This window comes from Desulfocurvibacter africanus subsp. africanus DSM 2603 (assembly GCF_000422545.1).
GTDB classification, from domain to species: Bacteria; Desulfobacterota; Desulfovibrionia; order Desulfovibrionales; family Desulfovibrionaceae; genus Desulfocurvibacter; species Desulfocurvibacter africanus.
Window position 1 is genome coordinate 17,776 of record NZ_AULZ01000017.1, and the last position, 15,388, is coordinate 33,163.

The following is a 15,388-nucleotide window of genomic DNA, read 5'->3' on the forward strand; positions in this document are numbered from 1 at the left end:
TTCACCTGTAGTCCCAAGCAAAACCGTCTTTGATTTCGTCAAAAGGGATAAGTGAATGCGTTTTTAAGTCTGGTATTCTGGTGTTGCTCGCGCAGAAATTAACAGCAGTTTCTTCAAAAAACCAAGTCTCTTCTGGTGATGTTCCAGGCGCTAGTATATGATAACGAAGCCAAGAAATCATTTTGCCCTTCATATCAAAGTCCATTAAGGCTTCAAATGATTTAAGTAGGCGTATTTGCTCAATCTCGTCGCCCTCTACTGCCTCGATCCCAATATGAATAACTCCTGCCTTATTATCAGGTAGTTGTTCAACAGCCTTTGCCAATTGGCGTTTAATGTGTCTTGCTTTTTGGATTTTGGCTTCTAAGGAATCACACTCCCACAATGCCCCAGCAGCGAATCTCAAATCGTCTATCATGGTTGGGATTTCCTCATCCCTTTTAGCATCAAGAATCAACCTATAATTTGAAAATGGGGCGTGCTCTCCGAGAACGGCCTTTATCAAATAAGCACTATTAGAATGGATTAGTTCTGATCTACACAAATCTTTTATTCTTCTCTGATCAACAGGCCTAACCTCAACAGTCATATCATTGTTGTCGATAGGAATTGAACGAAATGTGGTAGGAATTAACTTTAATTTTGGAATCAATTCTAGAGCAAGATAATCGTTACTATATTCTTGCAATGTCTTATGAAATTTTATTTTTATGTATATTGGAATTCTATTTTTTTGTATGTGCATACCGAGCGGCCCCCACATACTTAACCACTTTTCACGTTCCTTAATAGAAAATTCTGAAATCTTGGTGAACCGCTTGCATTCTATATATAGCTCGTCATCCTTATATGCATAAATGTCAGGAGTCTTCTCGACCTGAGTCTCAGGTATAAATTCAACTTTATATCCATTTCTTATATAAAGCAAAGCGACTAGCAGCTCAAAAATGCCTGCGTCTGGGTGATCATTTTTTACCCTAACCAGACGGTTTACTATATTTTGATAATTCTTAATTTGCTTTATACTGTCAATATTTTTACCAAGCGCGATGAAATACGGTATTACCCTTGAACCTTGAAATATCTCATAGTTAAATGACTTGTTCATGTAGGCCTCCGCAAGCATTATATACCAAACCAGCTTGTCTTCATCATAAGATATCTTTCGCATAAGACCGTCTGGCTTAATTCGAATTGCGTCCCTCATGTAATCATGAACAACCTTTTCCCTTACACCCCAGTCGACGCTCGGAATGAATTGCTTTAAAAGATCAATCCCAGCCTTAATATACTTTATTTGATCACTTGCCTCCATACACGTTTCTCCTTTAAGTGAGGGTACAATACTCACGTGATCGAAATTGATTTTTGTGTAATTATCAATCATTAACTCAGAATTTTATATTAGACATTGAACGCCGCCCTAGCGTTCTCCACGAAACTCCGCACTTTGTCCACATTCTTGCGGCCCAAGGCGTCCACCAACCCCATGTACGAGCCCAACGCCTCACGGCCGCACGCCCCTGATAGCCTCGACCTCCTTCCGATCGCCGCGCCCGCAAGTCCGAACCGCCGCGCTGAATTTCATGGCGGCATCCGGCACGGGCTCCCATCGTTTTGAAATGTAACGAAGAGCGCGGGACAGCACGAATTCATATGGAGCCACTCACATCCGCATTGCATCTCCGCATCTACAGCGCTGATCAGCATTAATCCCATAATTACAGCCAGTAAAAAAGCATTACCAGCTATGTTGTTGTAATGTCTAAGCCGACTTCCCGCCAAACAAGAGCTCACATATTTTCCGCAATGAGCGTTGACAACGCCACGACCCTTCGCAAAAGTACTGCAATGGCAAAATTCCTTCGCTCCTAAAGATGGGCGGAGGAGCTACTGGAGAACGGCGCAGGCACGCGGAGTCGCACTTTCGCTTGCTTGTTGCAGGTGGGGGCAAACCCTAATCAGCGCAGGAGAAAGCCATGCAGGAACAATCCAAGTGTATCGCTTCCATGGAATTCATGAATGATTGGAAAACCTGGCGCGAGACGTTGTCCGACAACATCGGCCGGGCCCGCTCCCTGGGAGTGTCGGAAGACACCATCAAGTCCATGGCCGTCAGGGTCGGCAACTACCTCTCCGAGAACGTCTGCCCAGGCACGAAGGAAGAACAGGTGCTCAAGGAGCTATGGGACGTAGGCACGCCCGAGGAACGCAAATGTCTGGCCTCCATGATCTTCAAATCGGTCACGGGTACCGAGCACTAGGACGGGTTTACAAAGGCTCTGACCGGTGGTCGCCTGATTAAGCTCGCGGCTATTCAGCAAGAAATATCGCAGATGCGGGGGCCCTATTCGAGTAAGGGCCCTGCTGGAGAAATTTGAGGAGGGCAGAGCCCTCCTCAATTCGCTTCGAAGACAGAATCGGGAGCTAGCTTCAAGGCCGGTGAAAGGGTCACCCTGAGTCATAGCTCGTAAACTTCCGTTAAAACGCTGAACGCCGCGTGCGCTTCTTCCACGAACCTGCGCACCTTGCCCGGGTCCTTGCGGCCCGAACCGTCCTCCAGACCCGTGTGCGCGTCCACTCCCCACGGACGTACCGCTCGGATTGCATCCGCGACATTCTCTGCATTCAGCCCACCCGCTAGCATGAGCGGCCGGTCCAAGGCCTCGGCGGCTTCGGTCAGCGCCCGGCTAACGGCCCAGTCGTGCGTGCGGCCCGTGGCCCCGCTCGCGCCCGTGGCCGGATCGAAGGTGTCGGTAATGAAGGCGTCCGCGAAAGGCGCATAGGCCGACAGCAGCGCATTGAGCCGCGCCATGTCGCCGTCCCGGCCCACGACGATGCTCTTCATGATGCCTAGGCCCGGATCAATCTCCTTGATGCACCGACAGGCCTCGGCCTGAACCGGGCCATGCAGCTGCACGAGGCGCACGCCGAGCCCCCGGCAAAGCGTCACGACCTGCGCCGGATCTGACTCGTAGGTGATGCACACGCTCTTGCCGGAGATGTCGGCGGCGCGGATGACTTCGGCGGCCTGCGCCTCGCTCAGGTCCGGCGCATGCACGTCCAGGCGCAAAGGAAAGCCGATGAGGTCCACGCCCAGATGATCCAGGAGCCTGGCTTCGGCGACGTCCACCACTCCGGCGACCTGCACCACTGGCAGACGCGGCAGAAATACATTCGGCAAGGCATTCTCGGCGGGCATTCACAATCCTTGTTTGGCTGTCCGACCAGCGGCCGGGAACTGCTCATACGCAGATACGGATCAATGGTTCAACCCCCATGGCGCTGCACGGTTGCACCGCATTGCCAGCCAACCGCATCTCGGCTAGATGGGCACCTTTGATATCCGTGAATCCACGGGGAGCAAATCATGGCGCACATCGATAGCGAAAGTCACGCCTCGCCTTTGCGGCCCATTTTGGCCCTGGCGCTCACTGCCGCCATGTGGAGCTCGGGCGGTGTGCTCATCAAGCTCGTGGATCTGCCGCCTCTGGCCGTGGCGGGCTTGCGCAGCACGGTCTGCGCCCTGCTGCTCATCGCCCTGCGCGGACTGCCCGCCCGGCCGCGCGACGCAGCGCAGATCGGCGCGGCCCTGGCCTACGCGGCCACGGTAATTCTTTTCGTCTCGGCCACCAAGCTCACCACTGCCGCCAACGCCATCCTGCTCCAGTTCACAGCGCCCATCTACGTGGCCCTGCTCGCGCCTAGGATTCTGGGCGAGCGCACCACGGCCCTGGATTGGCTGGCTACGGCCATGGTCATGGCCGGCATGGGCCTTTTCTTCGTGGACAAGCTGGACTTCAGCGGTTTCTGGGGCAACATGGCCGGCTTGGCCAGCGGCGTGAGCTTCGGGTTCATGGTGCTCTTCCTGCGCAAGCAGAAAGACGGCTCGCCCTACGGCTCCCTGGTCTGGGGCAACATTTTCGCCGCAGCGGTCTGCCTGCCCTTCTGCTTCGAAAAAACTCCGGACCTGTCGGACGTCGCTGGCCTGCTGCTCCTGGGCGTGTTCCAACTCGGGCTACCCTACCTGCTCTACGCCTGGGCCGTGCGCCAGGTCAGCGCCATGGTGGCCGTGCTCGTGCCGGTCGTCGAGCCGCTGCTCAACCCGGTCTGGGTCTACCTGATCCTGGGCGAGCGTCCCGGCCCCTGGGCCATGATCGGCGGCGCGGTTGTGCTCATCGCCGTGACAGGCCGCTCGCTGCTGCCCATGCTGCTCCGCCCCCGTTCGCAAATGGCCCACGATTCGCTGGGCTAGCCGCGCCGACAAAGAAATGAAGAATAGCCTGCGGCCGGCTGGGGGTACACCGTCCATTCAGAAGTCAGCAGAAAATCCTTAATTATCATGTTTGGTTACATGCGGGCGACGCACGCGAAGTCCCCGAAAGCGGCAGAGGCGTTGATTTAGTCAACATCCCTGTATGAAGGGCGACCAGCTTTAGTTCCGTTTGGGATCTTTGGAACAACTGCTAGCCTATAGCATTCAGAGCATCTTCTTTTATCAGCAAGACTGGCTGTACGAACTCCCCGCTTTACCTCGTCAGGCTCACAAATCCTTAACAACGGTCGGTTCGTCCAGTAGCTGGGTGATCACCTTTTTCATCTGGTCAATGTGGAACGGCTTGGCCACATGTCGGTCGATGCCCAGGGCGCTCGATCGCTCGAAATCGTCGGCAAAGCAGCAGGTGGTGACGGCCACGATAGGCACACTGGCGTAGCACTGGCCGCTGTCTCTGATCTTCGCCGCGAGCTCCCAGCCGTCCATGTCCCCCTCGATGCGGATGTCCAGCGTGATCAGGTCGACCCGGCTTGATTCAAGCACGGACAGGGCCTCGGGTGCGCTTTTGGCGATTGTAGCACTTATTCCAAGCATCCGGAACACCTCTACCATGATCAGGGCGCAGATGCGCTCGTCCTCGACCACAAGTGCATGCAGACCATTTTGCTTCTCGCTCATTTCGATCCATTCATCCACGGATTTGTTGAGCTGGCGATCTGCTTCACTTCGGTTATGCAACCGTTTCACCCTGCTGTTGCATCTCGCATACAGCCGCGTGTGCATGTGTTATCAGAAAATTCCACACGGAATCAGGGAGAGGCTGTTTCTTGCAAAATAGGTGGCCAAAAATGAGAAAGGCTTCCAGATTAATCTCTTCGTTAAAAGGAGATCTCCTGATTTCCGAGATGATGCTGGCTAGGGCGGAATGCACCTGCACTTCGTACTTCTGCTGCATGCAGCGCAGGAAATGCCCCGCGCCAGACGGCCCACAATGGTAGTAGCTGCCCTTGCCCGCTATTGCCGTCAGCAGGGGCTCCACGTCCTGAAACACCTGCTGGTCGCCCCCCACGAACAGCGCCAGGCGGTGATCATCGATCATGGCGCCGACGTCGATGTAGTGTCCCCCTTTCTTCGCAAGCCTGTCAGTGATCTGGATGTTGTCCTCGAAATACTGCGCGCGGCTGTTCACCAGAATCGTGCCGGCCGGCAGATGCTCGGCTAGCTCGCGCAACTGTCTCCCGGACAATTCCGTGCTCCAAACCACCCTGGGCTCGCTCAGCCGGCCAAGGGCTTCCTGAGTTTCCATCCGCGCGACCCTGCCGATATATCCGAGTCGCTTGAGGAGCGATGTGTCCCGGCTGTCCAGGTATATTTCGTGCCCGCCCGTGAGCAGCCGGCGCGCGATATCCTCGGTCTCGAAGTTCCCCCCGAGCAAAACAAGTTGCATGGCAGTTCCTCCGTAAATTTCAGGGCAAGAAGCATTCCCCGTGCGCAGTGCACGGGGCATCCTGAAAAACTAAAGTATTTCAATTAGGAACCAAAATAACGGGGCGGGAATAATCTTGATGGGTGCACCAGCTCTGGTGCACCTGCACCTGATCTGATGCAGAATCTATTATAACTACTTTATTTATATTAATATATTTCCAAAGGTTTACCCGCAGGCTGTCCTTGAGTTGGTGCACACGGCGCCCTCCCTCCGACCACTCCAAGGCAAGAAGCATTCCCCACGCACCGAACGGTATATTTTTTAAAAAATTCAATTATTTCAATTTAAATGCCACTCGAGGGACAAGAATGGTTGCGATGGGTGCACCAGTTCTGGTGCACCTGCACCTGGCCTCATGCACAGTCATCATTAATTCATTGATTTGATAGGATATTATCGTGAAGGACTAGCCGCTTCGATGTACCAGGTCTGGTGCACACAGGCCTTGAAAGCATGCCTGATTGCGAATGTGCTGCTTTAAATCTATAAAAATAATCCAAATAAATAAACATATTGGCCAACAGACACGACCTGTTGGCACCCCCCCTGCTCCTCCCTTGACGAAGCTACGTTCGCCCGGACCACGCGTTAAGCATGTTCCACATCAACTCTAAGGGGGATTATCATGCAGAAGGCCAAGCAGATCGCTGTTGCTATGTACGTCGTTGCCATGACTGTGCTTATTTCTGCGCTGCCGGTACTGGCCTCTGGCGGTGACGGAGGCGGCTTTTAGATCGTTTCTTACTCTTGAACACATGAGAGGGAGGGGGGTATTGCAAGCCCCCTCCTTACATTTGCACTACACTGCACTTGAAGCTAGTTATAGTGCGTATATCAAATCTACACTTCCTAACTTCTCGCATTTTCCTCTCCATTGTACCCCCAAATTCCATCTTTAAAGCTTTACATGTATACTCCATCTGGTCAATCCTGACTCAGATACCATTATACACTTTTTGATGTGTACTCTTATAGATTTCTTGATTTTCGACACTCCGGTCTTCCAGTCTCCAATCCTTGTTGCTTGTACACAATAATATAGGTATCCTAAAAGAAATTACCCAACGCGTGGCGGCATATGCCTTCCATCCTGGTACGTCTCCTCTTTTGCACTCTGAGCGCTTGTCTTATATGCGGCTGCGAGCAAGAAGCGCCTCCTGCCACGTCCTTGCAGCAGCCCCCTGACAGCACTGCGCAAAAAGTTCTCGCTTGGCCTCTTTCGGCTCCCGTAACTTCGTTCGATCCGGTCGCGATGACCAATGTTTCAGAAGCTGCCGTGGCCAGGCAGCTTTTTGATACGCTTGTGCGGCTTGATCAAAACCTCAGCCTTGAGCCAGGCATTGCCAGGAAATGGGAAGTCGATCCCACAGGAAGAATCTACACCTTTCATCTTAGGGTAGGCATCACATTCCATAATGGGGCTCCCTTAACAGCTCAGGATGTCAAACATTCTCTTGAACGGTTAGTCCGAGCAGGTAAGGACACGTTTCTCTTCAAACACATGAAGGAAATCGAAGGAGCTGAAGCCTTTGTCCAAGGTCAATCCGAAGAGATTAGAGGCATTTTAGCGCCGAATCCCCTACAGATCATCATCAGGCTTAAAAAGCCTCATGCCCCTTTCTTGCCTGCACTCAGCATCCACCAGGCAGGGATTGTCTGCGTACCTGACAATTCGCTCCAGTCGGAAAAATCCCGGCGCGTTGTCGGCAGCGGCCCCTTCGTACTGGAATCCGCTGATGACAAGAGCATCACCATGCGCCCATTTAAACAGTATATCGACGGCATTCCACAAATCGATCCCTTGATCTTCAGATTCTATGCAGGGAGCAATATCCAGGCGGCCATAGCAGACTTTCTGGCAGGAGAGCTCTCTGCCATTCCCATGGTCGGTCCGGTTGAGGAGGTACTGCGCGGGAGAACTGGATATCGGCTGGTCCGTCGAAACACGGTCGGCCTCTTTTTCTACGGGTTCAATGTGCGTAAGAATGCCGTTTTGACCACTTCCATGCGCAAGAAGATCGCTCAATTAATCGATAAGAAGGAAGTTACGTCGAGCATTCACAAGGACGTTCGCACTCCAGCCAATACGATTATTCCACTTGGATTGGCCGGCTACCGCCCATCATGGAACGTTCCTGCCGATAACTCGGGGCACGATGCACAACCAGTGCTGCCTCGAAGCATTCGCATGCTCTCAGCTGCCCGAAACGCGGCGGTTAAAGCTGAAATGGCCTACTTCGCCGATCGACTAAGCACGCTCGGTTGTGAACTTCAGGTCGAGTACATCCTTGATTGGGATGAATTCTACAAGCGTCTGGCCGCAGGCGACTGCGACATGTTTCGCTTGGCTTGGTATCCCGATGCGCCGGATCTGGACGAAATGTTTTTCCCACTTTTCCACAGCCAGGGCGAATACAACCATTTCGGCTACACCAACCCGCGCGTGGATGAACTCTTAGAGCAAGCACGCGCAATGGCACGGCTTGAGGATCGCATTTTACTTTACCACCAGGCAGAGGACATCCTGCTGACCGATCTACCGGCCATCCCAATGTGGCATGAGGCCATGAATCGCGCCGTCATACCCAATATACACGGTCTTGATGCGAGCCCATTTGGGGAACTGTACACATCCTTCGCTTCAATCCGGATCGAGTAGGCCTCACGAGTCATGCTCTTGTCTTTCCGGACAAAGCTTATGTATAAGATACACATATCAAAAAAAAACGCGCTCATAAATGGTAACAAAAACGACCTGATCTCCGCCAATATACACGCTGCACTAGCAGCTTCAAAAAGAAATCCAATCTACTGTCCATTATTCAATATTATAGACGACCCAAGAGAGTTGAATATTCAAGGTTCTCCCTAGCCTTAGGCGGGTGAGGGATATCGATGCTTGTTGCTTACGCCCTTTGACTCGGGTAAACGTAGAATACCTTAATTAATGACGGCGTATGAGAAGCTTCCTATTTTACTTTATCCTTTGCGTGGCATGTGCCCATCTTTTTTGCGGTTGCGAGAAAGATGATTCGCCTGCCTCACCTCCTGAACAGGTTGTTCACAATCCTGCCTCCAACGTCTTGGCCTGGCCTTTGTCGGCTCCCGTGACCTCATTCGATCCGATTGCAGCAACCAATATTCCTGAAGGGACTGTCATCGTTCAAATTTTTGATACCCTCGTGAGATTTGATCAAAACCTCAGTCTTGCCCCAGGCATCGCCAAGAAGTGGAAGGTCGATCCTACTGGCCGGGAATACACCTTTGATCTCAAAGCGGGCATTGTATTCCACGACGGGTCCGCTTTGACGGCCACGAAAGTGAAGCTTTCCCTGGAACGCTTGGCCCGAGCAGGAAAAAAAACTTTTCTCTATAAGCACTTAAAGATGATCGAGGGGTGTGAGGCCTTCAGCGAGGGTCGAGCCCAGGAGATCTGCGGCATACAGGCGCTGAATCCGTTGCAAATACGTATCCGGCTCAAGCAGCCGCACGCGCCCTTCCTCTCTGCTCTCGGTATCAGCCAAGCCGGTATTGTCTCTGTCCCGGATGATTGTCTTGAAGCAGAAGGCTGCCTCAGTATAGTTGGCAGCGGGCCCTTTGTGCCAGAGGCGGCTGACAGCAAACACATAATCTTACGTCCTTTCGCGCGCTTCATCGATGGCCCTCCGCGCCTCGGCGGGCTGGTCTTCAGAGTTTATAATGGTTCTAATATTAGGAGAGCAGTCGAGGATTTCTTGGTCGGCGAACTGTCTGCTGTGCCAATGTTTGGCCCAGTCGACAGCATGCTGCGGGGAAAGACAGACTATCAGGTGATTCGTCGAAGCGCTGTTGGTCTTTTCTTTTATGGCTTCAATATGCATAAAAATTCCAGATTAACCGCCAGCATGCGCATGCGTATCGCTCAGGCTCTAGACAAAAGGGCGCTTTTTGCAAATGATAACATGATTTTCATTGCGGAAAATCTTATTCCTATTGGTCTTGCTGGATACCGGCCTCATCGGATTGCTCCGGACAGCAATGAGAATCACAATCCACTGTCAGCCTTACCTGAGCGTATACGTATGCTCTCGGTTGCCCGCAGCTCTGAAATAGAAGCCGAGATGGCATATCTCGCAAAGCAGCTACACACTTTGGGCAGCGAACTCGAAGTCGAGTATGTCCTGGATTGGGAAGAATTCTATAAACGTCTGTCCGCGGGCGACTGCGACATGTTCCGCTTGGCTTGGTATCCAGACACGCCCGACCTGGATGAGATGTTCTTCCCTCTTTTTCACAGCCAGGGGGAATACAACTATTTCGGTTACTCGAATCCGCGCGTCGATGCGCTGCTGGAACAGGCACGAGCCATGTCCCGTCAGGAGGAACGTATCCTCCTGTATCAGCAGGCCGAAGACATCATACTCCAGGATCTTCCCTCTATACCTATATCTTATGCAAATCTGGACCGTGCCATTAAGCCCAATGTGCATGGTCTGAGCTGGAGCCCCTTTGGCGAACTCTACAACTCTTTCGCCTCCGTCTGGATCGAGTAGGCCTCTCGAGCCATGCGCTTGTCTTTCCAGACCAAGCTGCTGATCATCTCCAGCACCTCGTTACTCGTCCTCTTCATAAGCTTAGCAGTTATCCTCGGCCGAGAGCAGGAGCGGCTCATAGCTGGCCGCATCCAGGATTCCGCCGTGGCGATGGTCCGCAACACCTCAGCCATCGCCATTGCAAGCCTAAAAATGTACGACGGCGTCAGCCTGGAGCGCATCGCCAAGCAGACCGCCTCGCAGAACCCGGATATCCGCTACGTCATCATCCATTCCGCTGAAGGATTGATATACGGCCATAGCCATGAGCCTTCCCTTCAGTTCAGGGTACTTGCCGATCCTGTAAGCCTGAAGGCTCTGGGCGCCAGGCGCATGCTGACTCAGCAGTATTTGTCGAGCTCCGGGGAGCCCATTCTGGAGATCGCCACCCCGGTCCTGAGCGCTGGACAGGAGCGCTGGGGCACTGTCCGCGCGGGTTTTTCCCTGATCGCCATGCATGAGCAACTGCGGCGCACGAGGCTGCTGCTCCTGGCGGCCGGCTTTGCCTCGCTGTGCGTCGCCTGGCTCGTCTCCTTTTTCCTTGCCCGCAGGGTGACCGCCCCACTCCTGGCGATTACCGCCGCAGCGCAGAGCATCTCGCGCGGCGTCCTCACGCCCATCCCGGAAGCCAGGACCGGCGACGAGGTGGCCGTGCTTTCGAACAGCATTGCGGACATGACGACCACCCTCATCGGCCAACAGGAAGAACTCAAGGGCAATATCAAGGAGATCACCGCCCTGAAAGGCTACCAGGAGAGCCTGTTGCAGACCATGAACGACGGGTTGGTCACTCTGAACATGCAGGGTGATGTCGTCACCTTCAATAAGCATACGCTCGAGATTCTGGAGATACGCACCGAGGATGACGGCGCGGCCCGTGCGGCAATCCGGGCACGGTTGAACGCCTTCGAGGAAATAAGGGCCATCACCGGCCGGCTTCTCTCCGGGGAGAGTTCGGGCTCGTATCCGCGTGCGGTCGCCACCGGCCCCGAGGGCAAGGTGGTCTTGGCCGGCTTCGCTGCCCTGGGCGAAAGCGGCAAGACACGGGAGGTCATCATCACGCTCCACGACATCACCGAGCTGCGCCGCCTCGAGCAGGAGGTCAAGAGGAACGAGCGGCTGGCGGCCATCGGGAGCTTCTCGGCCGCAATGGCCCATGAGATCCGCAATCCCCTAACGGCCATCAAGACATACACGGGCATGGTTTGGGAAAAGAGTTCGCAGCCGGAGTTTCTGGAGAGCTTCGACAGGAACGTCTCCGCGGGCATCGGGAGGATCGAGGGGATCGTCAACGATCTCCTGCAGCTCTCCCGGCCGCCCAAGCTCCATCTGGAGCCGCTGGATATAGACGAGGTCTTGGACGACGCCCTGGCCCTGCTGGGCGAAGACCTTGAATCCGCCCGCATCACCCCGTTATTCGACCGCGAGGCCTGCGGCCATGTCATCACGGGCGACCGGGAGCAGCTCTATCGGGCGCTCTTCAACATCGTGCTCAACGCGATTCAGGCCATGAAGGGAGCCGGCGGAGGCGGAAGGCTCGAGATATCAGCCCACCCGAGCCAGATTCCGGGCAAGCTGGGCGTGAGAGAAGCCGTCCTGCTGAGCATCGCCGACACGGGGCCCGGCATTCCGCCGGAAATTCTGGATGAGATCTTCAATCCTTACTTCACGACCAAGGGCCAGCGGGGGACCGGACTCGGCCTAGCCATCACGCACAAGATCATCGCGGAGCACGGCGGCAGCCTCGGCGCGGCCAATCGCCAGGGCGGCGGAGCCGTGTTCAGCGTCGTCCTGCCTATCGACGGCCCGCTCGTCACGGCCTGATGCTCAACGCCCGCATGCGGCGCACGAGGGTATTGCGGTGGATCTTCATCCTCCTGGCTGCCTCGCTCTGGTTCCAGCGACATTTCTTCAGATACTTCATGACATAGTGCCGCTCGAAGGCATCCATGGCCAGCTTGAGTCCTCTGTCCTCGAAGTGGAATCTCTCAGGCTCCTCGACTTCGGGGAAGAGGAGGTTGAACGGGATATCCGGCTCGTCCACCACCTCCTTGTCCTCGGCCAGGATAACCGTACGCTCCACGAAGTTGCGCAACTCGCGGATGTTGCCCGGCCATGGATAACGATCCAACAGGCTTATTACGCTAGGCGTGAACAGCTTGAAGCGCTTCTTGTGTTCGGTCGCGAAGATCTTGAGGAAGTGGCTGGCAAGGAGCGGGATGTCTCCGCTACGCTCCCTTAGTGGCGGCAAATAGATGGGCACGACGCTCAGGCGGTAGTAGAGATCGTCGCGGAACTTGCCGGCTTCGATAAGGCTCTCCAAACGCTCGTTGGTCGCCGCGACCAGCCGGACGTCGATCGGGATGTCCTCGTGCCCCCCGACCCTGGTGATCTTCCTCTCCTGCAATGCCCTCAGGAGCTTGGCCTGCAGGTCAATGCGCAGGGAGGCCACTTCGTCCAGGAAGATGGTGCCTTTGTTGGCGAACTCGAACTTGCCGATCTTGCGGCTGTGCGCGCCGGTGAACGATCCTTTCTCATGGCCGAACAGCTCGCTTTCCAGCAGCTCCGCGGGAATGGCCGCGCAGTTGATGGCCACCATCTGGCCCTTGGCCCTGGGGCTGCGCTTGTGGATGAGGGCGGCCAGGAGCTCCTTGCCTGTGCCGGATTCCCCGGTGATGAGGATGCTGCACGAGGAGGCGGCGGCCTTCTCGACCTCGGAGAAAACGGAGAGCATTTCCGGAGCCTGGGTAATGATGCTCTGGTAGTCGCTTCTGCCCTTGAACTCGTCCAGGCGCAAGCTGAGGGACGAATCCAGGACGCGCTTGCCTGCCACCCGCTTCGTGATCTCGACCACATCTTCCTTGGAGAACGGCTTGGTGAGGTAGTCGAAGGCGCCGAGTTTCATTGCCTCGACAGCCTCGTGCGCGCGATCGATGGCTGAGATCATCACGACGTTTATGGAGTAGTCGAGATGCTTGACGCGCTTGAGCACTTCCAAGCCTGATAAGCCGGGCATGCTGATATCGAGGAAGATCAGGTCGAAGTGCCGCTCCTCGATCAGTTCCAAAGCGGACTCTCCGCTGCCCGCCCAACTGATGGTACAAAGGTCCGCGAGCGCGGCGCTGATTGACTCGCCGACGATCTTCTCGTCGTCGACAACTAGAACATCATATGGCTTGGGCTCTGCAGGCATGGTAAGCTCCAGTGCGCACGTGTCCGGACGTCCTTGGCCCAGCTCACAGGCACGCATGTCCCGACGTGTTTATCGTGTTGTTTCCGAGCCATATAAGGTTCCGTCGGGGATCACAATGCCCACATTTTAGAGCATTTTGCTTTTGAGAATGCTCTGCAAGCCATGCGTCGGCATGGCTTGCCGCTAGCTTCGGCGTAGGCGCAATTCACTTGCGCCGTCAACGCCGGAGCGGGCGTCTTAAAAGCAATCTGCTTTAGGTGCCTAAACGCATCTGCGTTCTCTACGAACTGAGCACCTTCTTCATCTCCACGCCGTACTTGCGCATCCTGTTCATCACGGTCACGCGGTTGATGCCAAGGATGCGCGCGGTTTCGGACTTGTTGCCGCCTGCCTTGCGCAAGGCCTCCACCAGGGCGGCCTTTTCGGCGGGCTCTTCGCCCTGGACGACCTCCAGGGGTTCATGGCGTCCGCCCGAGGCCGCTGCGTGCTGCGGCCCCAGCGTGTCCGGCCCGCGATCGACGGCGCGCGTGGCGCAAACGTTCTCGCGGCTCACGGCGGGCGGCAGGTGTTCGGGCCGGATGATCTCGTGATCCGCGACCACGAAGGCGTACTCCAGGGCGCTCTTCAGCTCGCGCACGTTGCCCGGCCAATCATGCGACACGAACAGCTGCATGGCCTCGGGCGACAGGCCGGCCACCTTCTGGCTGCTCTTGTCGTTGAGCTTGCGGATAAAGGCTTCGGTCAGCAGCGGGATGTCCTCGCGCCGCTCGCGCAGCGGCGGCAGCCGGATAGGGATGACTGCGATGCGGAAATAGAGGTCCTCGCGGAACTCGCCCCGGCGGACCATGTCCTCCAGGTTGCGGTTGGTGGCCGATATGATGCGCGCGTCGGCCGTGATGGGCTTGTGGTCGCCCACGCGCTCGAAGCTTTTGGTCTCCAGCACGCGCAGCAGCTTGACCTGCGTGGGCAGGGGCACGTCGCCCACCTCGTCCAGGAAGAAGTCGCCGTTGTCGGCGGCCTCGAAACGGCCCTGGCGATGGCGATAGGCTCCAGTGAAGGCGCCCTTGGCGTGGCCGAACAGCTCGCTTTCCAGGAGCGATTCGTTGAGCGCGGCGCAGTTGAGCTGAATGAACGGGCCTTCCTTGCGTGGCCCAAGCTCGTGGATGGCCCGAGCGGCCAATTCCTTGCCCGTGCCCGATTCGCCGAGCAGCAGCACGGGCGCGTCGCTTTGCGCGGCCTTGTCGAGCAGCGTAAAGGTGCGCTGCATGGCCGCGGACCTGCCGACCATGCCCATGAAGGTGTCATCGGCATCCAGGATGCGTTTCAAGTCCTGGATGGTCTCTTCGCGCTTGCACAGCTCGGTGACGTCCGTGATGGTCTCCACGCCGCCCACGATGCGCTCGCCGTCCCGCAGCACCGAGGCGTTCTTGAGTACCTTGACCAGCCCGCCGTCCTTGCGCACCAGACAGCATTGCTTGCGGGTCTCCTCGGTGGCGTCGAACAGGCGACACCAGTGCTCGCCGCCCTCGGCTCGCGACTTGGCACACACATCGCACTTGAGCACCGTGCAGGGCTTGCCAAGCAGGTCATCGCGCTCATAGCCCAGCAGTCGGCACAGGGCATCGTTGACCATGGCGATGCGGCCGTCCGGGCTGACCAGGAAGAACCCGTCGTTCATGGTGTTGAGGATCTTGCCCACAAACTTGTTCAACTCGTGCTCGCTCATTCCGCGCATCGTTTACCCACCTGCTTAATCACTTGGCTATACGCTAACACATCCAGCGGCCAGGGCAAGCCCAAGGCCAGCTGAGGGCCTGAGGCCGAAGAGCGCGCCAGGCTTGGCTAAACCGATACCCGGT

Annotated in this window: 11 protein-coding genes; 5 read left to right on the forward strand and 6 right to left on the reverse strand. The window is 55.7% G+C overall.

Annotation, left to right across the window (positions count from 1 at the left end):
* Position 1: 1 nt before the first annotated feature.
* Positions 2 to 1,315, reverse strand: coding sequence for a PDDEXK family nuclease (locus H585_RS0112365; protein WP_027368053.1), 1,314 nt, complete (start codon positions 1,313 to 1,315; stop codon positions 2 to 4).
* A 664-nt stretch (positions 1,316 to 1,979) separates the two neighbouring features.
* Here H585_RS0112365 and H585_RS0112375 point away from each other — a divergent pair.
* Positions 1,980 to 2,264: a DUF3243 domain-containing protein gene (locus tag H585_RS0112375; protein WP_005989213.1), complete on the forward strand. Its 285-nt coding sequence runs from the start codon at positions 1,980 to 1,982 to the stop codon at positions 2,262 to 2,264.
* Positions 2,265 to 2,461: 197 nt separating this feature from the next.
* Here the strand turns inward: H585_RS0112375 and H585_RS0112380 are convergent, their stop codons facing one another.
* Positions 2,462 to 3,202 (reverse strand): phosphoribosylanthranilate isomerase, encoded by a 741-nt coding sequence (locus tag H585_RS0112380; protein WP_051183114.1) that lies wholly within the window; start codon positions 3,200 to 3,202, stop codon positions 2,462 to 2,464.
* A gap of 168 nt (positions 3,203 to 3,370) precedes the next feature.
* On the opposite strand from H585_RS0112380, the gene H585_RS0112385 reads away from it, so the two are divergent.
* Positions 3,371 to 4,255, forward strand: coding sequence for a DMT family transporter (locus tag H585_RS0112385; RefSeq protein WP_027368055.1), 885 nt, complete (start codon positions 3,371 to 3,373; stop codon positions 4,253 to 4,255).
* Positions 4,256 to 4,543: 288 nt separating this feature from the next.
* On the opposite strand, the gene H585_RS0112390 is transcribed toward H585_RS0112385, so the two are convergent.
* Positions 4,544 to 5,014, reverse strand: a complete 471-nt coding sequence (locus H585_RS0112390; RefSeq protein ID WP_244432537.1) for a response regulator — start codon at positions 5,012 to 5,014, stop codon at positions 4,544 to 4,546.
* On the reverse strand, positions 5,007 to 5,723 hold the full coding sequence (locus tag H585_RS0112395) for an NAD(P)-binding domain-containing protein (RefSeq protein ID WP_027368057.1): 717 nt from the start codon (positions 5,721 to 5,723) through the stop codon (positions 5,007 to 5,009). Before H585_RS0112395 ends, H585_RS0112390 begins: the two co-directional genes overlap by 8 nt.
* Positions 5,724 to 6,843: 1,120 nt before the next feature.
* On the opposite strand from H585_RS0112395, the gene H585_RS21410 reads away from it, so the two are divergent.
* From H585_RS21410 to H585_RS0112415, 3 genes are all read left to right on the forward strand, one after another.
* Entirely contained in the window at positions 6,844 to 8,424 is a 1,581-nt protein-coding gene (locus H585_RS21410; protein WP_027368058.1) for an ABC transporter substrate-binding protein, read from the forward strand.
* Between the two features lie 298 nt (positions 8,425 to 8,722).
* Positions 8,723 to 10,297, forward strand: a complete 1,575-nt coding sequence (locus H585_RS0112410) for an ABC transporter substrate-binding protein (protein WP_034627959.1) — start codon at positions 8,723 to 8,725, stop codon at positions 10,295 to 10,297.
* A 12-nt stretch (positions 10,298 to 10,309) separates the two neighbouring features.
* Entirely contained in the window at positions 10,310 to 12,160 is a 1,851-nt protein-coding gene (locus tag H585_RS0112415; RefSeq protein WP_027368060.1) for a sensor histidine kinase, read from the forward strand.
* On the opposite strand, the gene H585_RS0112420 is transcribed toward H585_RS0112415, so the two are convergent.
* A complete protein-coding gene (locus tag H585_RS0112420; protein ID WP_027368061.1) occupies positions 12,150 to 13,529 on the reverse strand; it encodes a sigma-54-dependent transcriptional regulator in 1,380 nt (459 codons plus the stop codon). The genes H585_RS0112415 and H585_RS0112420 overlap by 11 nt on opposite strands.
* 280 nt (positions 13,530 to 13,809) lie before the next feature.
* Positions 13,810 to 15,264 (reverse strand): sigma-54 interaction domain-containing protein, encoded by a 1,455-nt coding sequence (locus H585_RS0112425; protein WP_027368062.1) that lies wholly within the window; start codon positions 15,262 to 15,264, stop codon positions 13,810 to 13,812.
* Positions 15,265 to 15,388 lie beyond the last annotated feature (124 nt).